Source organism: Stenotrophomonas sp. 05L413 (assembly GCF_056397945.1).
Genome location: NZ_JBFTOL010000001.1, coordinates 892979 through 918980, shown reverse-complemented (window position 1 = coordinate 918980; position 26002 = coordinate 892979). Strand labels below are relative to the sequence as shown.

Below are 26002 nucleotides of genomic sequence, written 5' to 3'. Positions count from 1 at the left end.
ATCGCGCGTCACGATGCTGCCTCAGCCGCCGCCCAGCGCATGCACGATCTCGACCACGTCGCCCTCGCGCAGGGGGTGGCTGGCGTGCTGGCTGCGGGTGACGATCTCGCCATTGACCTCGACCGCCACGCGGCGCTCGAGCAGGTCCTCGCTGCGCAGCAGGTCGTGGACGGTGGCGGTGTGCGGAAGCTGGCGGTTCTCGCCGTTGAGCTGGATGTTCATGACGGTATTGTCCCGCAATCACTCCACAGTGCGTACCCTGTGCGCCCCGCGGCAGAGGTGCCGCGAGCGTCAGGCCAATGATGGCCGGGCGGCGGGCTGCCGGGCGTCATGCCGCAGCGCAGCGTGATGCCGGCGAGGTGCAGTGGAAACATGGCACCGTGCGCCGGCGTACGTCCGCCGTCTTCCCCACCCTAAAGGAATTTTCATGTTGCTCAGCAAACGCCCGATCCGTTCCCTCATGGCCGTGGCCATCGCCCTGGCCGCGATGCCGGCCATGGCGCAGTCGCCGTACACCAAGACCGTCTTCATCGGCGACAGCCTGACCGATGCGGGCTACTTCCGCCCGCTGCTGCCGGCCGCGGTGCAGCCGGTGACGGGCCAGTTCACCACCAACCCGGGCTGGACCTGGGCACAGCATGTGGCCAGCTACTACGGCACCAACGGCGCTGCCCACGGCAACGGCCAGAACGGTGACAATTACGCCATCGGCGGCGCCCGTGTCGGTGTGGACACCAGCCAAGTGCTCGCCCCGGGTACCCCGGCCGTGCCGGTGTACTCGCTCAAGACCCAGACCGCGCAGTACCTGGCGGCCAACGGTGGCAAGGCCGACCCGAACGCGCTGTACACCGTGTGGGGCGGTGCCAATGACCTGTTCGCGATCCAGGCCGGTGCGCCGCTGGTCTCCACGCTGACCAATGCCGTCACCGACCAGGTCGGCATCGTCGGCACGCTGAAGGCGGCTGGCGCCGAATACATCGTGGTCCCGACCATTCCGGACGTCGGCCTGACCCCGGGCGCCCGCGCCGGTGGCCCGGCCGGCATGGCCGCCGGTACCGCGCTGGCCAAGGCCTACAACGATGCCCTGTTCGGTGGCCTGAAGGCCGCGGGCCTGCAGGTGATTCCGGTGGATACCTTCCACATCCTGCAGGAAATCGTCGCCAACCCGGGCCAGTACGGCTTCGTCAACGTGACCAGCCCGGCCTGCACCACGGCCTCGTCGCTGACCTGCAACCCGACCAGTTATGTCACCCCGAACGCGGCCAACAGCTACGTGTTCGCCGATGGCGTGCACCCGACTACCGCCACGCACCAGATGCTGGGCGAGTACACCCTGTCGATCCTGGAAGCCCCGCGCAACCAGCAGATCCTGACCCACTCGGCACAGACCATCGGCCGCTCGCGCGCTGACCAGGTCAGCTGGCACGTGGATGGCCGTCCGGCCGACGGCCTGAGCTGGTGGGGCAACCTGCGCGGCGACATGCAGCGCTACGCCCACGCCGATCTGTATGACGGCATGGCCCCGGCCGGCCTGTTCGGTGTGGATTGGGCGCGTGACGGCATGGTGGTCGGCGGCTTCGCCGGCTATGGCCGCATGGACGCCGATTTCGGCAACAACAAGGGCGACTTCACCCAGTCCGATACCACGCTGGGCCTGTTCGCCGGCTGGTATGGCGAGCGCGCCTGGGTCAACGGCCAGCTCAGCTACAGCTGGCTGGATTACGACGTGACCCGCAAGCTGCAGCTCGGCCCGGCAACGCGCATCCACAAGGGCTCGCCGGAAGGCAGCAACCTGACTGCCGCGTTGAACGCCGGCTACGAGTTCGGCACCGAAGGCGGCTTCCGCCACGGTCCGGTCGCCGCCGTGATCTGGCAGAAGGTCAAGCTGGACGGCTACACCGAGTCCAACCTGAGCGCCTCGGCGCTGGGCTATGGCGACCAGGATACGGATTCGACCGTCGGCCGCGTCGGCTGGCAGGCCCGCTTCGATGGCGGCAACGTCAAGCCGTACGTGCAGGTCACCTATGACCACGAGTTCGAGGACAGCAAGCAGGCCAGCGCCTGGCTGCAGACCATGCCGGACGTGGGCATGTACAAGGTGCCGGGCCTGGCGTTCGACAAGAACTACGCCACCGCCGTGCTGGGTGCGCGCCTGAACCTGTGGGGCCTGAGCAGCAACATCGGCATGAGCACCACCACGATGCAGAAGCGTGCACGTGACGTGTCGCTGTTCGCCAGCTTCGGCGGCAGCTTCTGATCCCACATGCGCAGCGCCCGCCCGCGGGCGCCGTGCACGGCGGCAGAAGAGCGTGAAACAACGGGCGGCGCAGTGCCGCCCGTTGCGTTTGAGGGCCCCGCCCGAATAGACTTACGCCGCGCCTTGCGGGTGTAGCTCAATGGTAGAGCTGTAGCTTCCCAAGCTACTGACGAGGGTTCGATTCCCTTCACCCGCTCCACGCGTCACCTTCCCAGGCCAAGCGTCATCGCACGCGCGATGCCTCGAAGGTGAAAGGGTCGCCCCGATCAGGAAAGCGCAGCAGATAACGCGCAACGCGTGTCTTGCCATCCGATAGCAGATAGTCCACCTGCAGGCCACTTGGGTCGGTTTCCATGCCCGGGCCCAGATAGGTATTGCTCGGATAACTGAATCCATTGCCCGCCGCCTTCTGTAGGGCGACGCAACTGCCAAACAGCGGGGGCAGGGTGTACAGGTGCTCACCCTGCAACAGCACCACCAGCGTGTAGCGACCGCCTTTACCACTGCTCACATACTGCATGTCCAGGCACACCGACGTGCCGTGCTGCCAAGCGGTGACGTTGGCCAGATTCTCCGGGTCGATGGGGGTGCCGCTGGGCCAGTTCGGTGGTGCAAGACGGACAGCGCTGCGTAATGGCCACCGCCGCGTACCGACCATCAGCGCCTGGCCATCGAAGGCAATGTCGGGTGCGCCATCGGCCGGGTTCATCTGCAAGGTGCCCGGAACGATCCAATCGGTTGCATCGTAGCGCCGCAGGGCCTGCGTCATCGAGGTGGTCCACAGACACTCGCGCGGTGCGTCCGTGCAGGGCTTGTCGAGTGCGGTTCCCTTTCCCTCGAACAGGGGATCGCCCAACGACCTGTAGAAGTCGCTGTAGCCCGTGAAACGGGCAGGCTCGGCATGCGTGCCCGCTGAGAGCAGAACCCCGAGCAGGGCCGCGAAACAATGACGGGTGGGAGGCGTGGTCATCCGTGTTGCCGGGGCATCTGTGTGGGTGCCCATTATTGTGGAACAACCGCTGGATGCGCGCCGCAGCATCGCCAGGGTGGCCCGTCATCGCGGCCTACGCACCGCACGCTATGCTTCGCGCTTTCCTGCCCCCTGCGCCGCGATGAAACTCGCCATCCTGTCCCGCAACAGCAAGTTGTACTCCACGCGTCGCCTGGTGGAGGCCGCGCGTGCGCGGGGCCATACCGTGCGCATTCTCGATCCGTTGCGCTGTTACATGCGCATCGCCGCGGACGGCTTCACCATGCATTACAAGGGGCGGCCGATCACCGGGGTGGACGCGGTGATCCCGCGCATCGGTGCCTCGGTCACCCGCTACGGGACGGCCGTGCTGCGTCAGTTCGAGATGATGGGCGCGCGCACGCCCAACCCCTCCGACGCCATCCTGCGCGCCCGCGACAAGCTGCGCGCCCACCAGATCCTGGCCTCCAAGGGCATCGACATGCCGGTTACGGTGTTCGGCGACAACCCCGATGACACCGTCGATCTGCTCTCGATGCTGGGCCCGCCGCCGCATGTGGTGAAGCTCAACGAGGGCACCCAGGGCCGCGGCGTCATCCTGACCGAGAAAGCCAGCGCCTCGCGCGGCATCGTGGAGGCACTGCGCGGGCTCTACGCCAACTTCCTGATGCAGGAGTTCATCGGCGAGGCGCAGGGCGCCGACCTGCGCTGCCTGGTGGTCGGCGATCAGGTGGTCGGGGCGATGCAACGGCAGGCGCCAGAGGGGGATTTCCGCTCCAATCTGCATGCCGGGGGCAGCGCCCGGGCCGCCAAGGCCAGCCGGGCCGAGCAGCTGGTGGCGGTGCGCTCGGCCAAGGCGCTGGGCCTGGGCGTAGCCGGCGTGGACCTGATCCGCTCCAGCCGCGGCCCGCTGGTGCTGGAGGTCAACTCCACCCCCGGGCTGGAAGGCATCGAGGCGATCTGCCAGGCCGATCTTGCCGGGCGCATCATCGATCATGTCGCTTCCTTGAAAAAACCTGCAAATACAAAGGGTTGATGCGGTTTTCCAAGGTGGGGCAGGGCCTTAACATCGGTTTAATCGGCCCCGGCGTAGGCTCTGTCGAACCGCAGCTCTGCCCTCCTCAGCAGGATCGGTAATCGGGAAACACCTTCAGGCCCGGTCAGCGTCAGCTGTCCGGGCCTTTTTCTGGCCGGCAGCTCCGTTTTCCCTGCCATCGGTAACTTGTAGGAAGCCTTTCATCCTCGTAGAGTTGGCTCTCATTCATTTTCGGATAAGGAAGTCAGGGATGTCTCGATTGACCGTTATTGCCCTGCTGGGCTGCTTGTCCTTCGCCGTCCATGCCAAGCCGACCGCGGAAGCCGCCGTCACGCTGACCGCTGATGCCCCCGCCGCCCAGCAGCTGACCAGCGTCGAAAACGCACTGCGCAGTGAGGAGTACAGCGAGATGACCCTGGAAAACCGGAGCCGCGTGCAGGCGGCCCTGAACCGGATCCGGGTAAAGCTGGGCAGCAATGAGCGCGTGGACCAGCTTCCGCCACTGCAGCGCACGGATGTGTTCAATGACCAGGAACTCATCAACACCTTGATGAGCACCGCCAAGGAAGACAGCCGGATGGTCTGCCGCAGCGAACGGCCGACCGGCAGCAACCGGCCGCAGCGTGTCTGCGCCACAGTTGCCCAGCGACGCATTGCGACGGAAAGCGCCAAGAACATGATGCGTGAGCTTCAGCCCGCGCAGTCGAATCAGCGCTGAGTTTTGACGCTGCGCCAGCATTCGACGGTGTCTAATGTTAAGAATCGACGCTGTATGGTCAGCTTGAGGTCGCGCAGTCCCCTTCCACATGCTGCCCTGCGGCTCCGTTCTTTCCGTTGAACCCCACGAATCAGAGGTCCCAGTGCGAATTCTCGTCATCGAAGACAACAGCGACATTGCCGCCAACCTGGGCGATTACCTCGAAGACCGCGGTCACACCGTGGACTTCGCAGCCGATGGCGTCACCGGCCTGCACCTGGCGGTCGTCCATGAGTTCGACGCGATCGTGCTGGACCTCAACCTGCCCGGCATGGATGGGATCGAGGTGTGCCGCAAGCTGCGCAACGAGGCGCGCAAGCAGACGCCCGTGCTGATGCTGACGGCGCGCGATTCCCTGGATAACAAACTGGCCGGCTTCGATTCCGGCGCCGATGACTACCTGATCAAGCCGTTCGCGCTGCAGGAAGTGGAGGTGCGTCTGAACGCCCTGTCGCGTCGCGGCAAGGGCGTGCAGACCCGCGTGCTGGAAACCGGCGATCTGGAATACAACCTGGACACGCTGGAAGTGCGCCGCCAAGGCAAGCTGCTGCAGCTCAACCCGACCGCACTGAAGATCCTGCAGGCGCTGATGGAGGCCTCCCCGGCCGTCGTCACCCGCCAGGAGCTGGAAACCCGCGTGTGGGGCGAGGAGCTGCCGGATTCGGATTCCCTGCGTGTGCATATCCACGGCCTGCGCGCCGTGGTCGACAAGCCCTTCGAGGTTCCGATGATCCAGACCCGTCATGGCATCGGATACCGCATCGCCGCGCCGGAAGCCTGATCCGGTGACGGGCAGGGGGGGGCGTCGCCGCGCGCCATATCGGCGCCGGCTGCGCAGCCGCATCATCGTCTCGTTCGTGCTGTTGGGCTTCTGCCTGACCACGCTGTTTGCGTTCGCCACCAACTGGACCCGCGCCCGCGTGGAAAACCAGCTGGTCGAAGATGTGATGAATCGCAACATCAACGAGTACGCCAAGCGATTCGCGGCCGATCCCTCGCGCAGTCCCGACCTGCCCGTGCAGCAGATGTACGCGCGGCTGGTCCGCTCGGACAAGTTCGAAGCGCTGCGCCAGGAACAGCCGGACTGGTACGAATTCAACGACGGCATCCACGGCGTCAGCGGCGTGGATGACGGCGGCAAGCCGTTTTCCTACAAGCTTGCCGTGCGTAAAACGCCGGATGTGTGGTTCTTCCTCGCCTATGACATGACCGAGAGCATCCGCGGTGAGAGCCAGCTCAACCGCGCGCTGTTCTTCTCGGTGCTGGTGTTCAGCGTGCTGTCGCTGGTGCTGGGCTGGTGGTCCGCCTCCAAGGTGATGAAGCCAGTGTCCGATCTGGCCGCCCGCCTGCGTGCATATCGCGGTGGCACCAGCGAGCCCGAACCGCTGGCGCCGCGCTTCCCGGACGATGAAGTGGGCCAGCTCGCCCAGGCGCTGGATGACTACTCCGCGCGCCTTACCGAGGTCGTACAGCGCGACCGCGAATTCAATGCGGACGTCAGCCACGAGCTGCGCACGCCGCTGGCCGTCATTCGCGGCGCCACCGAACTGCTGCTGACCCGCCCGGATCTCGATCCGAAGGTGCTGCAGCGCCTGCAGCGCATCCAGCGGGCCGAGCAGCAATGTACCGATCTGATCGGTGCGCTGCTGCTGCTCTCGCGCAACGAGCGCGGGCAGGGCAGCAGCAACGTCGCCCGCGTCTCCGAGCAGCTGCTGGATTCGCACCGTGCCCAGCTCGGCGGCAAGCCGCTGGAGCTGATCCTGGAAGGCAACCACGACCTGGTGATCGATGCCCCGGAATCGGCCCTCTCGGTCGCGTTGGGCAACCTGATCGGCAATGCCGTGAAGTACTCCAAGGAAGGCGCGGTGCGCGTGCGCGTGGGCAACAACGCCGTCGAGGTGATCGACAGCGGCCCCGGCCTGAGCGAAGAAGATGCCGCCAAGCTGTTCCAGCGCGGCTACCGCGGAACGCACGCGGGGCATTCGCAGGGTGGGGGTATCGGCCTGTCCATCGTCAGCCGCCTGTGCGATCTCTACGGCTGGCAGGTCAACGTGCGGCCAGGCGCCGGGCGCGGCGTCATCGCCACGCTGACGTTCTCCCCCGCCTGACACGGTAGAGCCGGCCGATGGTCGGCTCCTCCAGATCTACCGCGCCGCCAACGCCCGATAGGCCCGATCCAGCCGCTCCACATGCGCCTGCAGGTGGTCCGGGTGGCCATCATTGACCACCACATCATCGGCCATTGCCAGGCGCGCCTCGCGGCTGGCCTGGGCGGCGATCATGCGATCCGCCAAGGCGGTATCGATGCCATCGCGTTGCATCAGCCGTGCGTGCTGCACGGCCACCGGCACGTCCACCACCAGGATCCGGTCCAGCCAGGGGTACTGCTGGCGGCCGCCGGCCTCGGTGAGCAGCGGAATCGCCGCGATCGCATACGGCCCCTCGGCCTGCTCGCAGGTCTCGCGCAGCAGCTGACGAATGGCTGGATGGGTGATCGCCTCCAGCGCCTGGCGCTCCTGTGCCGATTCGAAGATGCGGGCCCGCAGCGCGGCACGGTCCAGCTGGCCATCGGCCAGCAGGATGTCGGTGCCGAAGTGGGTGGCGATCCGCGCCAGCCCCTCGCTGCCGGGTGCCACCACCGCGCGTGCGGCCAGGTCGGCATCGGCCACGGTGATGCCCAGCGCCTCGAAGCGGCGGCTGACCTCGCTCTTGCCGGCGGCAATGCCGCCGGTCAGCCCGATCACGAAGCGGCTCATCGCGCGGCCCTCAACGCAGGCCGGCGTAGCTCAGGTAGCCGTCAATCAACGGCTCGCCCCACATGAACACGATCCAGCCGGCAATGGCCAGGTACGGCCCGAACGGGATCGGCGTGGCCCGGTCACGGCCGCGCGAGTACAGCCAGATCGAGCCGATGATCGCGCCCACCACGGACGAGAGCAGGATGATCGGCAGGATGCCCTTGAGCCCGCACCACGCGCCCAGGGCCGCCAGCAGCTTGAAATCGCCGTGGCCCATGCCTTCCTTGCCGGTGATCTGCTTGAACAGCCACCACACCGACCACAGCGACAGATAGCCCGCCAGCGCACCCAGCAGGGCCGGCTTGGCCGGCATATAGAGATTGTCGCTGGCCGCGATCAGGCCCAGCCACATCAAGGGTAGGGTCAATTGATCCGGCAACAGTTGGGTACGCAGGTCGATCCCGGACAGCGCCACCAGGAAGCAGCTCAGCACGATCGCGCCGAAGCCCTGCCAGCCGAAGCCGAACTGCCAGACGCTGGCGGCCACCAGCACGGCGGTCAGCAGCTCCACCAGCGGGTACTGGATCGAGATCGGGGCATGGCAATGCCGGCACTTGCCGCGCAGCGCCAGCCAGCTGAACAGCGGGATGTTCTCGTACCAGGACAGCTTGTGCTTGCAATGCGGGCAGTGCGAGGGCTCCACCACGATGCCGGGGGGCGGTGGCTCGTAAATGTCCGGCTCTTCCAGCACCTCGCGCGCATCGCGCTTCCACTCCCACTCCAGCCGCTTGGGCAGGCGCAGGATCACCACGTTGAGGAAACTGCCGATAAGCAGTCCCAGTCCGACCGCGGCGGGGTAGCCGAGACCGGGATGCTGGTCGAGAAATGCCATTGATTAGTTATCCAACTACCGCGCCGAGTTTGAAGATGGGCAGGTACATGCCGATCACCATGCCGCCGACGATGGTACCAATGAACACCATGATCATCGGTTCCAGCAGGCTGCTCAGGGCGTCCACGGCATTGTTGACCTCCTGCTCATAATACTCGGCCACCTTGAACAGCATGGTGTCCAGCGCGCCGGCCTCTTCGCCGATGCCAGTCATCTGCACCACCATGTGTGGGAACAGGTTGACCTGCTTCATCGCCATGTTGACCGGGTAACCGACCGACACGTCGTCGCGCATGCGCAGGACAGCCTCTTCGTACACCTTGTTGCCGGTGGCGCCTGCGACGATGCCCAGCGCCTCCACCAGTGGCACGCCGGCCTTGAAGGTGACGGCGGTGGTGCGGGCGAAGCGGGCGATCGCGCTGTTGTTCATGATCTGGCCGATCACCGGCACCTTCAGGATCAGACGATCCATGGTGTGCTGCATTTTGGGGGAGCGTTTGTAGGCAAAAATGAAGCCGATTACGGAGCCTACGCTGACGGCCAGGATCAGCCACCACCACGACACCATGAAGCGAGACATCGCGACGATCATCTGAGTGAACGCGGGAAGCTCAGCGCCGAAGCCCCTGAACACGTCCTCGAACTGAGGCACAACCCAAATCAATAGAATGGAACTGACCAGCAGTGCCACCACGACAACCATGGTGGGGTAGAACAGTGCCTTTTTGATCTTGCCCTTTAGTGCTTCGATGTTCTCCTTGTAGCTGGCAATGGTATCCAGCACCGTTTCGAGTACACCGGCTCCTTCACCGGCCCTTACCAGATTCCGGTACAACTCATCGAATTGGACAGGATGTCGACTGATCGCTTCGTGCAGAGATGAGCCGCCTTCGATATCGGTCCGGATGGATTCGACGAGCTTCCTCATGCGAGGGTTCTTATGTCCGCTACCGATGATCTCCAGTGCACTGACGATCGGTACGCCTGACTTCATCATGATCGCCATCTGGCGACTGAAAAAGGCGATGTCCTTGGCGCCGACGGCGGAGCCTGCTGCGCCAAATATAGGCTTGGGTTTTGGCTTGACCACGCTCGGCATGATGCCTTGCCGCCGCAGTTCAGCTCTTAAAAGGTTGGCGTTCTTGGCGGGCTGTTCGCCCTTCATCTTGACGCCGCGCTTGTCGGTCCCCTCCCAGACAAACGGTTTCATCTCCATGGTGCTACGCGCCACGGGCTCTTTCTTGATCGCGCTACGGCTGACAGACATACAGGGCTCCCCAGCCGCACCTTCCCCAGGCGGGCTATCTCGCCGCATGGTAGCCGGTTCCGGGATGCGTTGGCAGTCCTGTTCGGCGGTCCGCCTTGGTCCGCGCGCCCGACAGGGACTGTCAAAAAGTGACGCAACGGGTCACATTGCCGGATAGGTCGCAAATTGTTGTGAGGGGGGTTCCAATCCTGAAGATTGGTGCCATCATTGCGCCGGGGAATGCTGGGGAGCATTGCTGGCACTGTTGGCACGCAACCTGCTTCGATCCACCCGCACGGGCGCCCGCCTCGCTCACCCGGTCCGCCGGTCAGGCAACGGCCCAGTGCCCTATCTATATTTCTACCTCTAGGGGACGTACGCATGAAGAAGCAGCAGGGCTTTACCCTGATCGAACTGATGATCGTTGTTGCGATCATCGCCATCCTGGCCGCCATCGCATTGCCGGCTTACCAGGATTACGTGGCTCGCGCTCAGGTTTCCGAAGCGATGACCCTGAGCTCGGGTGCCAAAACGGCTGTAACCGAGTACTACGCCGACAAGGGTGCCTTCCCGACCGCCAACGCCGATGCAGGTCTGGCTGCGGCTGCTTCGATCAACGGTAAGTACGTTGAGAGCGTCACCGTCGGCACCGCTGGGGCCATCACCGCTAAGCTGAAGGGTGCCGGTTCTGTCAGCGCAAAGGTTGCTGGTAAGAACTTCGTGCTGACCCCGGATGATGCCGGCGGCAGCATCACTTGGGATTGCAAGACCGGTGGCAGCATCGATCCGAAGTTCCTGCCGTCGTCCTGCCGTTAATTGCAGGTTGGTGGTGGATGTCAGAAAAGGGCCGCCTAGCGGCCCTTTTCTTTGGTAGGGAACGGTTGGAGAGAGTGTCGTGTCCGAACATCGGGTGCGCGCGTTCGCGCGCTGGTCCAAGGCTGCAGCCGTGCTCGCGTTGCCGGTGCTGGGGGCGCTGGTTTTCCTACCGGGTCTGGGGGGCGGCTTCCTGTTTGACGACCAGCCAAATCTGGTCAACGACCCGGACTGGAAGCTCGAACGCCTGAGTTGGTCGACACTGGGGCAATTGTTTGGTTCCGGCATCGCCAGTGCTTTCGGGCGCCCGCTGGCCATGCTGAGTTTTGCGGTGAACCATGTGCTCACCGGGGCCGACCCGGTGCCGCTCAAGGTGACTGGCTTGGCCATGCATCTGATAAACGCCTTGCTAGTGTGGCTGCTTGCTCGTCAACTTATGAGCATGAGCGCCGCGCTGACGGAGAAGAGGCGGCTGGCCGCCGCCTGGGCCGTGGCGTTCGTATGGATGGTGCATCCTATACAGGTTTCCAGCGCCCTCTACATCGTGCAGCGCATGGAGGTCGGCGCTGCTACGGGCATCTTGATGTCACTACTGTGCTACCTGCGTGCACGCGCAGCCATGTGTGCGGGTGGGCGGGCGTGGCCATGGTGGTTGGGCACCGCCTTGGCCGCCGCGTTTGGCCTCGGCTTCAAGGAAACAGCATTACTGGTTCCCGTGTACTGCCTGCTGCTGGAAGTGTTCGTGCTCCGCTTTGCGGCAGCGAGTGTGCCACAGCGGCGCCTGCTGATTTGGGCTTATGCAATTGGTGGCATGGCCGCCCTGATCATCTTCTTTGGCTGGGTGGTTCCTTCCGCGATGTCGCCAACGGCATACGCTACGCGTGACTTTACCCTCTCCGAGCGGCTCTACAGCCAGTTGCCAGCGTTGCTGCTTTACTTGCGGCAGATATTGTTGCCCTGGCCAGAGTCTCTTAGCTTCTATTACGATAATTTCCCAATTTCGCATGATTTGCTGCGTCCCATCGGCACGCTGCTAGCAGGAATGGTGCTGCTGAGCCTCATGTTGGGCGGGTGGCTGCTGCGCAGGCATTGGCCGCTGACGGCTTTCGGCATTGCATGGTTCTTTGCATCGCACGCGCTGACCAGCAATGTGCAGCCCTTGGAGTTGGTGTTCGAGCATCGCAACTACCTGGCGCTGCTGGGCCTCGTGCTCGCGCTGGTGCAACCTCTGGGGGCAGTGCTGAAACCGATGACCACCGACGCGCGCATGCTGATGCTGGCTGTGCCGCTGGTTTATGTAGGTGCCATGGGCTATGTGCAGGCACTCAGTTGGGGTGATCCGGTAAGGCTTGCTTTGACCTTGACTACGCGCAATCCAGAGTCGTCGCGCGCAGGCTATGAGTATGGGCGTCAGCTTCTCGCCTTGGCCGGAAATGATCCCCACACCCTGGGGTGGTCTATGGCGCTCGGCGAGTTCGAACATGCAGCTGCGCTCCCTAACGCATCGCCGTTGGCGGACCAAGCGTTGATTATTCTAGGCAGTCGCAACGGGGATCCGCTCCCAGAAATGGTATGGGCGCGGTTTAGCGAGAAGATGTTGCGCCGCCCTGTAGGTCCTCAGGAGATAGCCGCGCTGGAGGGTGTTGTGGAGTGCAGGGTTGAACAGCGATGCAGGTTCGCTGACGAACACCAGCTTTTTAGGCTGCTGGTCAATGTCGTGCAACGAAATCCTCGTTCCGCCCGGTTGCGTGCGATCTACGCCAACTACGCCTTCAACGTGGTCGGCGACCGAAAGTTGGCGATGCGTATGATCCGCGAAGCGGTGGCGCTTTCCCCTCGGGATCCTGGCTACAGGTTATGGCTATTGCAGGTCGGGTTGGCATCAAACTTGCTCGAACGATCAGAGGCGGAGGAGGCCTTGACACTGCTGCGCAGAGTCAACGGTCGGGGAGCTTACGCCAGTGATATCAAACGCCTGGAGCTCTGGCAGGCGAGCCATTCCTATTCAAGGGGAGAACAATGAAACAACGTGGTTTTACATTGATTGAATTGATGATCGTTGTGGCGATCGTTGCGATTCTGGCCGCAATTGCCTTACCCGCCTATCAAGATTATGTCGCTAGGGCGCAGGTTGCAGAAGGATTCTCGCTGTCGACCGGGGCCAAGGAAGCGATCGCCACTTACTACTCAGATCATGGGCAGTTTCCGGCGAACAATCTGTCGGCGGGCATGGCGCCGCCAGCGTCACTCACAGGGAACCACGTTGGATCAGTGACAGTCGGCACTAGAGGGGATATTCATGTCAAGTTCTCAAGCTCTGCCAGTGCCAAAATAGCCGGACAGGAACTTGTATTGGCTGCGACTGACTCCAATGGCAGTATTAATTGGAGCTGCGGCGGTCTGGAGGGCAAATATCTTCCCTCATCGTGCCGTTGAACATCCTCCAGTGGGCCGGTGCCTGTATTCAAGTGAACCTCACCGCTGACGGTCGCTATCTGCTTCAATAAACGAGGGCGCTTCGCTCCGGCCGGGGAATCTGGTAAACGTAATGTCTCAGACCTTGCTCAAGTCGACGCTGGTGACCGCGCTGGTCCTTGCTGTCCGACTGCCGGCTCAGGCAGTGTCGCTGATCCTGCTAGCACGATTGCTTGGCGCAGATCGGTTCGGCATGTTTGCTGGCGTCGCCGCCGCCTGCGTCTTTCTGGCTGGTTTTGCAACTTTCGGCACTCATCTGACATTGCTCCGAGACGCATCACGCCAGGAGCAAAATTTGCGCACTGGTTTGGCTACGGCGCTTGGCACGACAATGGCCTGCGGCGCTGCATTAGCCGTCGTTTTCGTCATCATAGCGATGAAATTCTTTCCGATTGGAGGGGTAAGCATTGCATTGCTCGCTGTGTCTGAGCTGCTCCTCCAGCCCGTGATCGTCATCCTTGCCGTCCCGCACCATGCCGCAGGTAGTCCAGCAAAAGCGCAGTCGATCCTCTTGTTGACTTTGATCCTCCGCGCACTCTGGATCACCGTGCTCTACTTATTCATCAGCGGAGCGACATTGGAGGACTACATAGCGGGACACTTTGCTTGCAGCATCTTTGCCTTGATAGCTGCCGCATGGCTTTTGCCAACCCCGTCGCCGCGGCTTCGAGAGCTTAACCTTCTTCCGCGGAGTCAATGGCGCGAAAATGGAGGTTATGCTGTTTTGGCCAACACGGCAGCCGCGCCCAGCGAGTTGGACAAAATCACGGCTAGCAAGCTGCTTAACCCTTTGGCGGCTGGCAGCTATGCGGCATCCGCACGTATCGCTGCGGCAATGGTGATTCCTGTAATAGCGTTGATGCTGGCGATGATTCCCAAGCTCTACCGGCGTTCCTCTGTCGCAGATGGACCTACTTCCGACCTGCCACTTTTTTGGGCAACGGTAGGCTATGGTGCGGTCGCGGGCGGTGCGCTGTACTTGCTCGCGCCCGTGCTCGCGCTTTTGATCGGCCCTTCGTATGTTGGTTTAAGTGATTACGTATCCTGGTTTGCTTTCATCGTTCCAGGCATGTGTCTGAGGCTTTCTGCAGTCAATCTCCTCATGACGATGAACTTGCCTTGGCGACGAGCTGCGGTCGAGATGCTTGGTGCTGCCGCGTTGGTCGTCTTTGCTGTGATGTTCGCAAAGTTGCGAGTCGAGGCGCCCGTCTTGATCTCCGTTGCTATTGTCGAGTATGGGATGGCGGCGGTAGGTTGGGTGATGGTCGGTTACTCGAAACGAGTGATCGTCAGTTCCGCTCAGTAGTCATCACAGGAGTCATACGTCGGATCTGTCCGGTGGCCGTGTCCCATGTCGCAAGGACCGCTGCGTAAATTGGTACTGCCGAACGCCCTCGAATTGAGCGTGTGACAGCGCGGCAAGGCAAGGTCACGCAGCGCCCAAGGATGGCGATGGCGCGATCAAAGCTTGAGTGCGGAAAGAGCTTTCTCGCAAGTAGCCAATGGGCACGGTTCAAGTGGTACTCATAGAATAACGAGCCCTTTCGGGCGCTGGCGGAACCGTCATGCTCGATGCACGCACTGTCCGTTGGCCTTAGTTCATGGCCCTCATCACGCAATCTCGCGGACAGCTCAACGTCTTCCCCATAGAAGAAAAACCCTGTATCGAATAAATCAGACCGGATGACTGCTGGGGTAAGTAGCAAGCAGGCGCCCGTCAAATAGGGTTTCGACCCGCGAGTCGAGCGTTGGAGGATAAGGCCTAGGCGCGGATGGTAGTGCCTTACAGGAGGCAGGATCTGACCTGCCTCTCTGATCATCGGTGCCGTCATCGCTACACCACGTTTCAGTGTTTCAACCATGGCGCAAAGGGCTGAGCGACTTATTCGGGCGTCGGAGTTGATCAGGAGTACGGCACTCTCATCGTCAGGTCCCCGTTCGGCTAGCGCGAGATTGATTGCGGCGCCAAAGCCCAAATTGTTGTTTGGCTGAATAAAGATAGAGATGTCGTCGATGGAGCGGGCCAAGCGCAATCGGAGTTGCGCCAATGACACGCCGCCATCTTCCGAGTTGTCGATCACTATAATACTTTTCACGCCCGCGGCCTGCAGCGAGATCAAGCACGCGTGGGTCCGGTCGATCGTTCTGAAATGTAAAACGATAGCTGTCGTTTTCATCATTTCGACTTGCGACGAGCAACGATGATGGTTTCCTCGCTGTACCTCGGCGAGAGACATGCGATGATATCTGCCGCTAGCTTGAATGTCTTGCGCCAGCCAGCCGGCTGGCCAGTCTCGCGTTCGAATATGCGCGACGATTCTAGCCAAAGGCCGGGACTCTGTAATCCTCGACGTAGGCATCGGACGTCGGTAAAACCAGCGTCGGAAAGCCATCGTTTCAGCAGTGTTTGATCAGGGATCGCTAAATGGAATGGTGGGTGAAATCCCTTCCACGCTTTGCCGAACAATGAAACGCCGATTGCGGAGGGATTGGGTAATCCCATCCAGAGAATCCCTTCCGGCTCCAGCAGGGAGTGTAGGCGCGAGACGAGGCGCACGGGATTCTCCACATGTTCAATGACGTGATTTAGCGTAATCACACTGAATCGGCGCTGGTCCATTGCCGGATCGAATGCATCACCATGAAGCACGTCCAGACCGAAATTTCTGCAAAGCGATGCGGCAGCTTGGTCTGGCTCGCAACCGGAGCACTGTAGTCCCATTTCAATTGCCCGGCGCATGAAATCCCCATTGCCACAGCCGACATCCAGCAGACTCTTGCCGCTGTGGCAGTAATCCTTAGGAATGTTACGCCCTTGAACATCCAGCATCCAGCGAACGGGGAGCAGCAGGGAAAATACGAGTGCCCCAAATGCCGAGCCTTTGGAGCGGTCCACACCAAAGCGGATCTTAATATAGCCGTCAATCCAGCGTCGCTTCCAGCTCCTGGAAACGTGTTCGCCTGGGAGAGGATTGGCGTGAGTAAAGTACTCGGCGTACGCGAAGGGCAGCGAATTGACGTCAGGGCGGTCACGCAAGTACAGGGAGCGGCAGCGAGCACAACGATCGTAGTGCCAGATGTCCGCGAACTGTGTTTCGTCGTCCGCGCGCGCGTAGACCTCCGGCGGCCCAATTGGAATGCCGCCGCAAAGTGGACACGCATTTACCTTGATGCGATTGCCCTTTGACCACTGCGCGAACTTTATGGTCACCTCAGCGTCTCCGAGTAGAGGTTGATATGCGCATCGATAAATCGCTCAAGAGAAAAGTGATGTCCGATTTTCTTCGCTGCGCGAGTGGAGAGTTCATCGAGAAAGGCGCGATTATCTGCCAAGCGGCGAATGGACGCGGCAAATTGAGCGGGGTCTCCAGTGCGGCAAAGCAGTCCGTCGGATTCGTCCGTAATGATTTCGGGTAGAGAAGAAGCATAGGAGGCGACTGCAGGCGTTCCACATGCCATGGACTCGGCAACTGCAAGGCCGAAACCCTCTAGTCTGCTTGGAAAAAGCAAGACGTCGGCCTGCTGAAGCTCTCGAACCAGTTCTGCCTGGTTCAATCGACCAAGAGCGATTGAATCGTCCGTCAATCCCCATTTTGCTGCTTGATCTCTGTTCCCAGTATGCCGGAGCTGAAAATCTGGGCCGAGCTGCTGCATTATAGGGGCGAGCAAGTCCGAGCCCTTTCGGGTTGAAAAGCTGCCGATATACAGGATCTTGAACGGTGATGCTTGGTCAGCTTTATCAATGGCGGGGCGGAAGATGCTTGTGTCCACGCCATTGTGAATTACCGACAGTTCGACGGAGCCGAAGTGAGCTTTCGTTTGGTTGGCAGTGAACTGGCTAACAGCGATCACGTTGGTTGCACGTTGCAGCGCGGCGCGCTCGACGCGCTCAATCCATAGCCGATGGTAGGCTGTGCGAGCGATGCCTCTACGCTTTCCAGAAATGCCGGTGTGAACGCAATGGTGACTCGTCGCCACAATCGGAATGCTGCCTTTGTAGAAACGAGAGTGTAGCCAGGTGTTGATGTGGACTATGTTTGCCCAGCTGGGCGCACGCTGTATTGGAACGGTCCATGGAAAGTACTCCGCTCTCCGATCTATCCACGCGATTTCCGCTCGGAGGCCTTTCAATCTAAGGCCTTCGCAGAGAATTCGAGTGAAGTGATCGGTGCCTGTGCCCGTTCTTACGGCGGGAAACCACACTGCAGGTTCTGCCGTAGGCGGCGGAGCACGTTCGGGGTGTCGTACGTGGAGGTGTGATGGGGGTAGTGACCAGCCATTCATGGTCATGTGAGCCGTCCCAGCAAATCTCGCACCCGCGCGCCAAAGGCGTCCCAGCTGAATTGCAGTGCGAACACGCGCATCGGAGCTGCAGGAAGTGGATTGCGGATAGCCTGGATTACTGCATTGGCGAAACCGGCACTGTCCCCAGGTTCAACCAAAATCCCGGATACCCCGTCCGCGACGGCGTCGGCCACGCCGCCGGAAGCGTATGCGACTGTGGTCAAACTATGTGCGGCGGCTTCAATCGCAACCATTCCAAACCCTTCTGGGTCACTGCGTTGGGATCGCACCGGGAAAACGTGTACTAAAGACGCAAACATGCTGATGCTAAGTTCTTCGTCACTCACTTCACCAATAAATCGAACCCGTTCGCGGACTGCCGGAGGCGTGTTGGCAAGTAACTGAGCCGGCGTTAGTGCTTCCGAACCAAGCGCGTGACTGGCTACGCCACCAGCCACGACCAAAACTGCTTCGGGATACGCCTCCAATACCGTGGGCAGTTCGTCGCGAATGAATTCCAACAATCCCTTTCGGCGCGTCAGACGGCCAACCGATAGCATTAAAGGTCCTTGTCCCAACGCATGGCGTCGGCGAAAGGCGATTCCCTCAGCCGAACGTCGATCGGTGCCGGAAGTGCGGGGGATTTCTGTGCCAGGATGAACAATATGAAGGCGTGCTGGGTCTATCCCTGCCTCAACGGCAAGCGCGGCGGTCGCTCTACTGTTGACGATCACCAAGTCCAGTCGGCGCAGCACTGGCAGCCATAGCTTTCGATAGGCGGTGTGGTCCACGCTGATGTCCAAGCCATGCAGATAAGCTGCGCAGCGGCCCCCGAAAAGACGGCTTGCCATCCATGCATGGGGAGCGGTTAGCCCGCTGCCGGCCAAGTACGTCGCCGGACGATGGTGGGTGCTTTGTATAAGCGTGCACCAAGCGGCGCTTGCTATGAACCTCCACAAAGGCCTCAGCGGCACCTCACGCAGCTTTGTGCCTGCGGGCGATAGGGCAGCCGCACCGTGGGGACCAATCGCCTGCACCTCAAAAGTGCGCTGTAGTTGCTGAAGCAGGTGCCAATTGAGTCGCTCCATGCCGCCCTGCAGTGGTGGCAAGTTGCGAGTTACCAGCAACAGGCGCCTCAGCTGCAGCCGCTCTGCCTTCATTCCCGTTCCCGCCCGTCCCGAGCCGCTAGATAGGTGAGTCCGGTGATCTGTTCGGAGATCAGTCCAATCAGGAAGATGATCACCGACGCGCTGAATAGCAGGGTGCTCATGTTGGTGAAGCGATGCATGGTGGCGAAGGTGTAACCGTAGTACCCCAGTCCGAGCAGAAAGAAGCCTGCCGCAATCGGCGCGAACAACTTCAATGGGGAGTACAGCGTCGCAATCTTGAAGATGATCAGCAGGAAGCGGATGCCATCCTTTATGGGCCGGATGTGGCTGCCGTTGCCTACCCGCTTGCCCACTGGAATCGGTACGTAAGCCACTGGATAGGCGCTGCGGAAGAAGGCCATGGTGCTCGTGGTGGGGTAGCTGAAACCATTAGGCAGCAAGTGCAGGAACTCGCGGAACCTTCGCGCGCGTGCTGCTCGGAAGCCAGAAGTGAGGTCCAAGATCCTGAACCCGGTCATTTGGCTGGCCATCCAGTTGTAGAAGCTGTTGGCCAAGCCGCGGTGGACGTTGGCCTGGCCGCTGCTGTCGCGTGCACCCACGACCATGTCGTAACCCTCAGCCAGCTTAACTAGCAGGGACTCGATATGACTCGGGTCATGCTGGCCGTCGGCGTCCATGAACACCAAGATCTCGCCGTTGGCGGCGCGGGCGCCCCGCTTAATAGAGGCACCGTTCCCCATTGAATAGGGACTCGAAAGGACGGTGGCGCCATGCTCGCGGCCGATCTGGGCCGTCGCATCCGTCGAGCCGTCGTCCACGACGATGATCTCGGCCTCAGGATACAGGCTGCGTAATGCTGGCAAGGTGCGGAGCAGACCCTCCGCTTCGTTCTTGGCCGGCAGGATGATGCTGATACGTTTCACGGTAAGTCCCCAGTTTCCCCGGGGCAATGGTAACCCGCGCCCGGGGGGCGGAGGAGCAACCTCGCAGCTCTGGGGAGCCTATGGCCCAGTCCAGTGTCGGTTTGCAGTAATCTCTAGTCCTGACATGGGGAGCCAGTAGCCAATGAATGCCGTGGTAAATGCCAATCTCGTCGGGATTACAGGCATCGCTCGCCGTCTTGTTCAGGATGGCGTTTTGGAGGAGGCTGTGGCACGCGACGCCATGGCCAAGGCAGGGGCTGCCAAGCAACCACTGCCGCAGTGGTTTGCTGAAAAGAAGGTTGTCACCAGTGCCCAACTGGCTGCCGCCAACGCGCTTGAGTTCGGCATGCCATTGCTCGATGTGTCTGTGTTCGACAACAGCCAGAACGCCATGGGCTTGGTCAGCGAAGAATTGCTGCGTAAGCACCACGTGCTGCCGCTGTTCAAACGTGGCGGAAAGCTCTTCATCGGCACCAGCAACCCCACCCACTCGCTCGACGAAATCAAGTTCCACACCAACCTGGTGGTAGAGCCGATTCTGGTCGATGAAGATCAGATCCGTCGCACGTTGGAACAGTGGCAGTCCAAACAGGACACGCTGGGCTCGGCGCTCGGCGGCGACGACGAGATGGGGGATCTGGACGTCTCCGCGGGCGACGAAGAAGGCGGCATCAGCGACTCTGGCATCGACGCCAAAGGCGATGACACCCCGGTCGTAAAGTTCGTCAACAAAGTCCTCGTCGACGCCATCCGCAAAGGCGCCTCGGACATCCATTTCGAACCCTACGAGGACGACTATCGCGTGCGCCTGCGCATCGATGGTCTGCTCAAGAACGTGGCCAAGGCCCCGGTCAAGCTCAACCAGCGCATCGCCGCGCGCCTGAAGGTGATGGCGCAGCTGGATATCGCCGAGAAGCGCGTGCCGCAGGATGGCCGCATCAAGCTCAACCTCTCCAAGACCCGTCAGATCGATTTCCGCGTCAGCACCCTGCCGACCCTGTTCGGCGAGAAGGTGGTGCTGCGTATCCTGGATGGCAGCGCGGCCAAGCTGGGCATCGACAAGCTCGGATACGAGCCGGCGCAGCAGAAGCTGTTCCTGGATGCGATCCACAAGCCGTATGGCATGGTGCTGGTCACCGGCCCGACCGGTTCGGGTAAGACGGTCTCGCTGTATACCGCGCTGGGCATCCTCAACGATGAAACGCGCAACATCTCCACTGCCGAAGACCCGGTGGAAATCCGCTTGCCCGGCGTCAACCAGGTGCAGCAGAACGTCAAGCGCGGCATGACCTTCGCCGCGGCGCTGCGCTCGTTCCTGCGCCAGGATCCGGACATCATCATGGTCGGCGAAATCCGCGACCTGGAAACGGCGGAGATCGCGATCAAGGCGGCGCAGACGGGCCACATGGTGCTCTCCACGCTGCATACCAACGATGCGCCGCAGACCATCGCGCGCCTGATGAACATGGGCATCGCGCCGTACAACATCACCAGCTCGGTGACGTTGGTGATCGCCCAGCGCCTGGCGCGCCGGCTGTGCAACAACTGCAAGCGCCCGGTGGAGCTGCCGGCCAACGCGCTGCTGGCCGAGGGTTTCACCCAGGCGCAGCTGGATGCCGGGATCAAGCTGTTCGAGCCGGTCGGCTGCGATGAGTGCACCGAGGGCTACAAGGGCCGTACCGGTCTGTACCAGGTGATGCCGATGACCGATGAGATCTCGACCATCGTGCTGGCCGGTGGCAATGCGCTGCAGATCGCCGAGGCCGCGCAGCTGGCGGGGGTGAATGACCTGCGCCAATCGGCGCTGATCAAGGCCGCGGCCGGGGTGACCGGTCTGGCGGAGATCAATCGTGTGACCAAGGATTGAGCGGCGTCCGCAGATGAGAAAAGGCCCGCGCAAGCGGGCCTTTTTGTCTCTCTACTCCATGCCGAGCTTTTTCAGCTTGTACCGCAACGCCCGGAAGGTGATGCCCAGCTGTGCGGCGGTACGCGTCTTGTTCCAGCGGTTTTCTTCCAGCGCCTTCTGGATGGCGGTGCGCTCCATCTGTTCGATGTAGGAGGGCAGGGCGCCATTGCCGGCCGGCAGATCGACCACGGCTTCTTCCTGGGTGGGCGGCGCATTGCCGGCGCCGAAGCGTGGGGCGTGCTGGGGCAGGCGCAGGTCGCTGGCACCGATCCGGTCTTCTTCGGCCAGGGCGAGGGCGCGCTCGAGGATGTTCTCCAGTTCGCGCACGTTGCCGGGGAAGTGGTACTGAGCCAGGGCTTCCAGCGCCGAGGGCGCCAGCAGCGGGGTCGGGCGGCCGTGGGTGCGGGCCAGCCGGGCCAGGATCGAGGCGGCCAGCGCGGGCAGGTCGCTGCGGCGTTCGCGCAGGGGCGGCACGCGCAGTTCGATCACGTTGATGCGGTAATACAGATCGTGGCGGAAGCGGCCGTCTTCGACCAGTTCGCCCAGGTCCTTGTGCGTGGCCGAAAGGATGCGCACGTCCACCGGCACTTCGGTGGCGGCACCGACCGGGCGGATCGATTTCTCCTGGATCGCGCGCAGCAGCTTGACCTGCATCTGCAGGGGCAGCTCGGCCACTTCATCCAGGAACAGGGTGCCGCCATGCGCGGCCTGGAACAGGCCGGGCTTGTCCGCATGCGCGCCGCTGAAGCTGCCCTTCTTGTGCCCGAAGAATTCGCTTTCCATCAGTTCGGACGGGATCGCGCCGCAGTTGACCGGCACGAAGGCGCCGGGCGCGCGCGCGCTCTGCGCGTGGATGGTGCGTGCGACCAGTTCCTTGCCGACGCCGGATTCGCCGAGGATGTAGACCGGTGCCTGGCTCCGCGCGACCTTGCCGATGGTGGCACGCAGCACATCCATCGAGGGCGAATCGCCGAGCAGGCGTGCGGCCTGCTCCGGGGCGAGTGGTGCGGGCGCGGCGCGCTCGGTGTTGTTGAGTTCCAGCGCGTGCTTGACCAGGCCGCGCAGCACCGAGATGTCCACCGGCTTGCTGACGAAATCGAAGGCGCCGGCCTTCAGGGCTTCCACCGCCAGATCCATGCTGCCGAACGCGGTGATCATCGCCACCGGCGTGCGCGGGTAGTGCTGTGCGATCTCGGTGACCAGCTCGATGCCGTTGCCATCGGGCAGGCGCATATCGGTGATGCACAGGTCGTACGGATTGCTGGCCAGCAGCTCACGGGCTTCGGCGAGGTTGGCTGCGGTGCTGATGCGCAGGCCCATGCGGCCCAGGGTCAGTACCAGCAGTTCGCGGATGTCACGTTCGTCGTCGACGACGAGGGCGCTGCGGGTGTCATTCATAAGGAAGGAAGATAGCCGAGGGCGGTCGTTGGCGACAAATGTTTGACGGTGGCGTCCGGGTGTGCGCGCAGCTCATCCGGCCATCATCGTGTGGGGGCCGGCCAGTACGAGCCGGAAACAGGCACCGCCGGCGGGCACCGAGACGTATTCCAGCCGTGCCTGGTTGGCACGGCACAGTTCGCGGGCGATATACAGCCCCAGCCCGGTGCCGTGCTCGGAGGTGGTGAAGAACGGGCGGAACAGTTGGCTGGCAACCGTCTCGGGAATGCCCGGGCCGCGGTCCATCACATCGATGATGGCGGTGCGGTCCTGGCGCGCCACGCGCAGCCGCACGCGCGCCGGCTCTTCGGCCACGCGGCCGTACTTGAGCGCGTTGTGCACCAGCACGGTAAGGATCTGGTGCAGGTGGCGCGGATCGACCAGGGCGTGCACCGAGGTCTCGCTGATGATCGGCTCCACGCTGTCGGTTTCCAGCGACAGGCCCTGTTTGTACTCCAGCACGAAGCGGCGCACGAACGAGGCCAGATCCACGTTCTCCGGATTGGCACGCTCGCGCCGCGCCAGCCCGAGCACGCTTTCGACGATGCCGTTGGTGCGCTGGCATTGCTGGTTGATGATCTGCAGCAGGCGGCGGTCGGTGTCGCCGATATCGGTGGATTCTTCCAGCAGCTGGGCGGCGTAGTTGATCGCCGCCAGCGGGTTGCGGATCTCATGGGCGAGGCTGGCCGAGAAGCGCCCCATCGCCGAGAGCGTCAAGGACTCGGCACGCCGCGAGACCACGGTGGAGTCATCCAGGAACACGAGGGTGAGGTCGCTGCCGGCCAGCAGGCGGGCAAAGCGTGGCTGCACCTCAGGCTGGTCCGGCGAGAGCTGCAGCGGCAGTTCTTCGTTGGTCCAGCCGTTGCGCCAGCGCAGCAGCCGGCGGCTCAGCTCGGGTGAGGCACTGCCCAGTTCCAGCCGGCCGCTGCCACTGTTGCCATCGGCATCGCCGAGCAGGGTGGAGGCGGCTTCGTTGGCCAGGGTGATGCGGTTGGCGCCGTCCACCACGATCACGCCGGTGCGCATGCGGCGGATGATCAGCTCGTTGATCTGGAACAGGTTGGCCACTTCATCGCCGCGCTGGTTGGCCAGCTGCTGGTTCATGCGGGCGCGGTTGCCAACCTGGTAGCTGATGAAGGCGATGGCCAGATAGCTGGTGACGAACATGGCCAGCTCGGCCAGGGTGCGGGTCGGGTCGCCGCCTTCGAGCTGCTTCCAGATGTACTCGCCGGCGGTGGCGGCGCTGGCGGCAGCGGCCAGGCCCAGCCCCATGCTAAGCGGCAGCAGGGTCGCAGCGGCGGCGATGTTGAACAGCAGCGACATCGAGATGCCTGCGCTGGCCCCGGGCAGGGCATGGGCGAGCAGGGTGGCGGCGATGATGTCGGCGGCCACGCTCCACACCACGATGGTGCGCAGCCAGCGCTCGTTGCGCCCGAACAGCAGCACCAGCACGGCCACCACCAGGTAGCCGCTGGCCACGATGGTCGCCAGCCTGGGGTGGTCAGCGGTGCCGACCAGGCCGCTCAGCGGGCTGAACAGCAGCGCGCCGATGACGGTGGCCATCAGCAAGCGGTACAGCGCGAAGAAATACAGCTCGCGCCGCGGTATCGATTCGATGCGGTCGATCAATGAAGCACTGGGTGACACGCCGGAACTCCCCTTCTGGCATGGGGGCAGTGTAGGGGGTCCGGCCGGGTTTGGGGGCAGGCGGCCGGGGCCGGGCGTGTGAAGGCCGGGCGGTATGCAGGCGCCGGCCAGCTGCGCGGCCATGCCACAGGGGGGCCGGGTGGCGGTTCCCGGGGGCTGCCGCAACTGTCTGAAATTGCGCCGGAAACGGCTCCCCGTGCGTGTCTTGGGACTGACTTCTTTGCGCCCGCGCGCCGGGTCGTCCACAATAGTGGGCCCGCCGCGGTCCTTACCGGCGCCCCCGTGAGGGAGCCTTGGAGATGCGTGCGGTCGTTCCTATTCCCACGGTGACGCATGAATTTCCACGAATACCAGTCAAAACAGCTGCTTGCCGAGTACGGCATTCCCGTTCCGGCCGGCAAGGTCGCGGCTACCCCGGACGAAGCGGTTGAAGCTGCCAACGCCCTGGGCCAGGGCCCCTGGATGGTCAAGGCGCAGATCCACGCTGGCGGCCGCGGCAAGGCTGGCGGCGTCAAGTTCTGCAAGACCACCGACGACGTGAAGGCCGCTGCGGCCAAGATGCTCGGCACCAAGATGGCCACCTACCAGACCGCAGGCGTTGAACTGCCGGTCAACCTGGTGCTGGTGACCACCGCCGGTGAGATCGTCAAGGAACTGTACCTGTCGGTGCTGGTTGACCGTGGCACCAAGACCATCACCTACATCGCTTCTTCGGAAGGCGGCGTGGAGATCGAGCAGGTCGCCGCTGAAACCCCCGAGCTGATCCACTCGCTCAACGTCGATTTCGTTGAAGGCGTGCAGGGTTACCACGGCCGTGATTTCGGCTTCAAGCTGGGCCTGACCGCCAAGCAGGCCGGCCAGTTCGCCAACATCATGGTGAATCTGTACCGCCTGTTCAACGAAAAGGACCTGGCCCTGGTTGAAATCAACCCGCTGGCCATCCTGGACGACGGCAACCTGTACGCGCTGGACGGGAAGTTCGACAGCGACGACAACGCCGCGTTCCGTCAGAAGGCTCTGGTTGCCATGCGCGACAAGACCCAGGAAGACGAAACCGAAGTGACCGCTTCGGAGCTCGACATCAACTACGTCACCATGGACGGCAACATCGGCTGCATGGTCAACGGCGCCGGCCTGGCCATGGCCACCATGGACGTCATCAAGCTCAACGGCGGCGAGCCGGCGAACTTCCTGGACGTGGGCGGCGGTGCGAACAAGCAGCGCGTCATCGAAGCGTTCAAGCTGATCCTGTCCTCGGACAAGGTTGAAGGCATCTTCGTCAACATCTTCGGCGGCATCGTCCGCTGCGACATGATTGCCGAAGGCATCATCGCCGCGGTCAAGGAAGTGGGCGTCAAGGTTCCGGTCGTGGTGCGCCTGGAAGGCACCAACGTGGAAGAAGGCAAGCAGCTGCTGCGTGACAGCGGCATGGCCATCATCCCGGCCGACAACATCAACGACGGTGCCAAGAAGGTCGTCGCTGCTGTCAAAGCCGCCGCCTGATCCGACACC

General features: G+C 62.6%; 23 protein-coding genes and 1 tRNA gene. 12 read left to right on the top strand and 12 right to left on the bottom strand.

The features are described 5' to 3' along the window. Positions 1-21: 21 nt before the first annotated feature. Positions 22-222, bottom strand: coding sequence for a sulfur carrier protein ThiS (thiS, locus tag AC1DIQ_RS04040; RefSeq protein ID WP_121039303.1), 201 nt, complete (start codon positions 220-222; stop codon positions 22-24). A 205-nt stretch (positions 223-427) separates the two neighbouring features. On the opposite strand from thiS, the gene AC1DIQ_RS04035 reads away from it, so the two are divergent. Next, positions 428-2257: an autotransporter outer membrane beta-barrel domain-containing protein gene (locus tag AC1DIQ_RS04035; protein ID WP_121039301.1), complete on the top strand. Its 1830-nt coding sequence runs from the start codon at positions 428-430 to the stop codon at positions 2255-2257. A gap of 125 nt (positions 2258-2382) precedes the next feature. Then, positions 2383-2456 (top strand) — tRNA-Gly (locus AC1DIQ_RS04030). A gap of 24 nt (positions 2457-2480) precedes the next feature. Here the strand turns inward: AC1DIQ_RS04030 and AC1DIQ_RS04025 are convergent. Beyond that, positions 2481-3227 (bottom strand): hypothetical protein, encoded by a 747-nt coding sequence (locus AC1DIQ_RS04025; RefSeq protein ID WP_152152493.1) that lies wholly within the window; start codon positions 3225-3227, stop codon positions 2481-2483. A 142-nt stretch (positions 3228-3369) separates the two neighbouring features. On the opposite strand from AC1DIQ_RS04025, the gene rimK reads away from it, so the two are divergent. The 4 genes from rimK (at position 3370) to AC1DIQ_RS04005 (ending at position 7128) form a co-directional block, all read left to right on the top strand. Then, positions 3370-4263 carry a 30S ribosomal protein S6--L-glutamate ligase gene (gene rimK, locus AC1DIQ_RS04020; protein ID WP_121039296.1) on the top strand — a complete coding sequence of 298 codons (894 nt, stop codon included), beginning with the start codon at positions 3370-3372 and terminating at the stop codon, positions 4261-4263. A 250-nt stretch (positions 4264-4513) separates the two neighbouring features. Then, positions 4514-4981, top strand: coding sequence for a cell division protein FtsQ/DivIB (locus AC1DIQ_RS04015; RefSeq protein ID WP_121039293.1), 468 nt, complete (start codon positions 4514-4516; stop codon positions 4979-4981). A gap of 142 nt (positions 4982-5123) precedes the next feature. Then, positions 5124-5801, top strand: a complete 678-nt coding sequence (locus AC1DIQ_RS04010) for a response regulator transcription factor (RefSeq protein WP_019183933.1) — start codon at positions 5124-5126, stop codon at positions 5799-5801. Further along, a complete protein-coding gene (locus tag AC1DIQ_RS04005; RefSeq protein WP_121039289.1) occupies positions 5764-7128 on the top strand; it encodes a sensor histidine kinase in 1365 nt (454 codons plus the stop codon). The genes AC1DIQ_RS04010 and AC1DIQ_RS04005 overlap by 38 nt, the downstream gene beginning before the upstream one ends. 36 nt (positions 7129-7164) lie before the next feature. On the opposite strand, the gene coaE is transcribed toward AC1DIQ_RS04005, so the two are convergent. The 3 genes from coaE to AC1DIQ_RS03990 are packed head-to-tail and all read right to left on the bottom strand — an operon-like array spanning position 7165 to position 9917. Beyond that, positions 7165-7776 (bottom strand): dephospho-CoA kinase, encoded by a 612-nt coding sequence (gene coaE, locus AC1DIQ_RS04000; RefSeq protein WP_282263538.1) that lies wholly within the window; start codon positions 7774-7776, stop codon positions 7165-7167. Positions 7777-7786: 10 nt separating this feature from the next. Next, positions 7787-8650: a prepilin peptidase gene (locus AC1DIQ_RS03995; protein ID WP_121039283.1), complete on the bottom strand. Its 864-nt coding sequence runs from the start codon at positions 8648-8650 to the stop codon at positions 7787-7789. 7 nt (positions 8651-8657) lie between these two features. Next, complete coding sequence (locus tag AC1DIQ_RS03990; protein ID WP_282263535.1) at positions 8658-9917, bottom strand: type II secretion system F family protein; 1260 nt, start codon at positions 9915-9917, stop codon at positions 8658-8660. Between the two features lie 360 nt (positions 9918-10277). Between AC1DIQ_RS03990 and AC1DIQ_RS03985 the strand changes: the two genes are divergently transcribed. The 4 genes from AC1DIQ_RS03985 to AC1DIQ_RS03970 all read left to right on the top strand — a co-directional run bounded on the left by AC1DIQ_RS03985 (position 10278) and on the right by AC1DIQ_RS03970 (position 14490). Continuing rightward, positions 10278-10712, top strand: coding sequence for a pilin (locus AC1DIQ_RS03985; RefSeq protein ID WP_121039277.1), 435 nt, complete (start codon positions 10278-10280; stop codon positions 10710-10712). A gap of 79 nt (positions 10713-10791) precedes the next feature. Further along, positions 10792-12732 (top strand): hypothetical protein, encoded by a 1941-nt coding sequence (locus tag AC1DIQ_RS03980; protein WP_147433865.1) that lies wholly within the window; start codon positions 10792-10794, stop codon positions 12730-12732. Further along, positions 12729-13145 (top strand): pilin, encoded by a 417-nt coding sequence (locus AC1DIQ_RS03975; RefSeq protein WP_121039271.1) that lies wholly within the window; start codon positions 12729-12731, stop codon positions 13143-13145. The genes AC1DIQ_RS03980 and AC1DIQ_RS03975 overlap by 4 nt, the downstream gene beginning before the upstream one ends. 112 nt (positions 13146-13257) lie before the next feature. Beyond that, positions 13258-14490, top strand: coding sequence for a lipopolysaccharide biosynthesis protein (locus AC1DIQ_RS03970; RefSeq protein ID WP_478049463.1), 1233 nt, complete (start codon positions 13258-13260; stop codon positions 14488-14490). Here AC1DIQ_RS03970 and AC1DIQ_RS03965 read toward each other — a convergent pair. The 5 genes from AC1DIQ_RS03965 to AC1DIQ_RS03945 all read right to left on the bottom strand — a co-directional run bounded on the left by AC1DIQ_RS03965 (position 14474) and on the right by AC1DIQ_RS03945 (position 19500). Next, positions 14474-15361 carry a glycosyltransferase family 2 protein gene (locus AC1DIQ_RS03965; RefSeq protein WP_282263237.1) on the bottom strand — a complete coding sequence of 296 codons (888 nt, stop codon included), beginning with the start codon at positions 15359-15361 and terminating at the stop codon, positions 14474-14476. The genes AC1DIQ_RS03970 and AC1DIQ_RS03965 overlap by 17 nt on opposite strands. Then, entirely contained in the window at positions 15361-16395 is a 1035-nt protein-coding gene (locus AC1DIQ_RS03960) for a class I SAM-dependent methyltransferase (protein WP_121039261.1), read from the bottom strand. The genes AC1DIQ_RS03965 and AC1DIQ_RS03960 overlap by 1 nt, the downstream gene beginning before the upstream one ends. Beyond that, positions 16392-17468: a glycosyltransferase family 4 protein gene (locus AC1DIQ_RS03955; protein ID WP_259462155.1), complete on the bottom strand. Its 1077-nt coding sequence runs from the start codon at positions 17466-17468 to the stop codon at positions 16392-16394. Before AC1DIQ_RS03955 ends, AC1DIQ_RS03960 begins: the two co-directional genes overlap by 4 nt. A 2-nt stretch (positions 17469-17470) precedes the next feature. Further along, positions 17471-18556: a glycosyltransferase family 4 protein gene (locus AC1DIQ_RS03950; RefSeq protein ID WP_478049512.1), complete on the bottom strand. Its 1086-nt coding sequence runs from the start codon at positions 18554-18556 to the stop codon at positions 17471-17473. Positions 18557-18624: 68 nt separating this feature from the next. Continuing rightward, positions 18625-19500: a glycosyltransferase family 2 protein gene (locus tag AC1DIQ_RS03945; RefSeq protein ID WP_121039252.1), complete on the bottom strand. Its 876-nt coding sequence runs from the start codon at positions 19498-19500 to the stop codon at positions 18625-18627. A gap of 142 nt (positions 19501-19642) precedes the next feature. Here AC1DIQ_RS03945 and pilB point away from each other — a divergent pair, with 142 nt between their 5' ends. After that, positions 19643-21367 carry a type IV-A pilus assembly ATPase PilB gene (pilB, locus tag AC1DIQ_RS03940; protein ID WP_121039249.1) on the top strand — a complete coding sequence of 575 codons (1725 nt, stop codon included), beginning with the start codon at positions 19643-19645 and terminating at the stop codon, positions 21365-21367. A gap of 51 nt (positions 21368-21418) precedes the next feature. On the opposite strand, the gene AC1DIQ_RS03935 is transcribed toward pilB, so the two are convergent. After that, positions 21419-22804: a sigma-54-dependent transcriptional regulator gene (locus tag AC1DIQ_RS03935; protein ID WP_121039246.1), complete on the bottom strand. Its 1386-nt coding sequence runs from the start codon at positions 22802-22804 to the stop codon at positions 21419-21421. Positions 22805-22876: 72 nt separating this feature from the next. Further along, the gene (locus tag AC1DIQ_RS03930; protein WP_282263250.1) at positions 22877-24490 is read right to left on the bottom strand and encodes a sensor histidine kinase; all 1614 of its coding nucleotides are present in this window, start codon (positions 24488-24490) and stop codon (positions 22877-22879) included. A 333-nt stretch (positions 24491-24823) separates the two neighbouring features. Here AC1DIQ_RS03930 and sucC point away from each other — a divergent pair, with 333 nt between their 5' ends. Next, on the top strand, positions 24824-25993 hold the full coding sequence (gene sucC, locus AC1DIQ_RS03925) for an ADP-forming succinate--CoA ligase subunit beta (protein WP_121039240.1): 1170 nt from the start codon (positions 24824-24826) through the stop codon (positions 25991-25993). Positions 25994-26002: the final 9 nt, after the last annotated feature.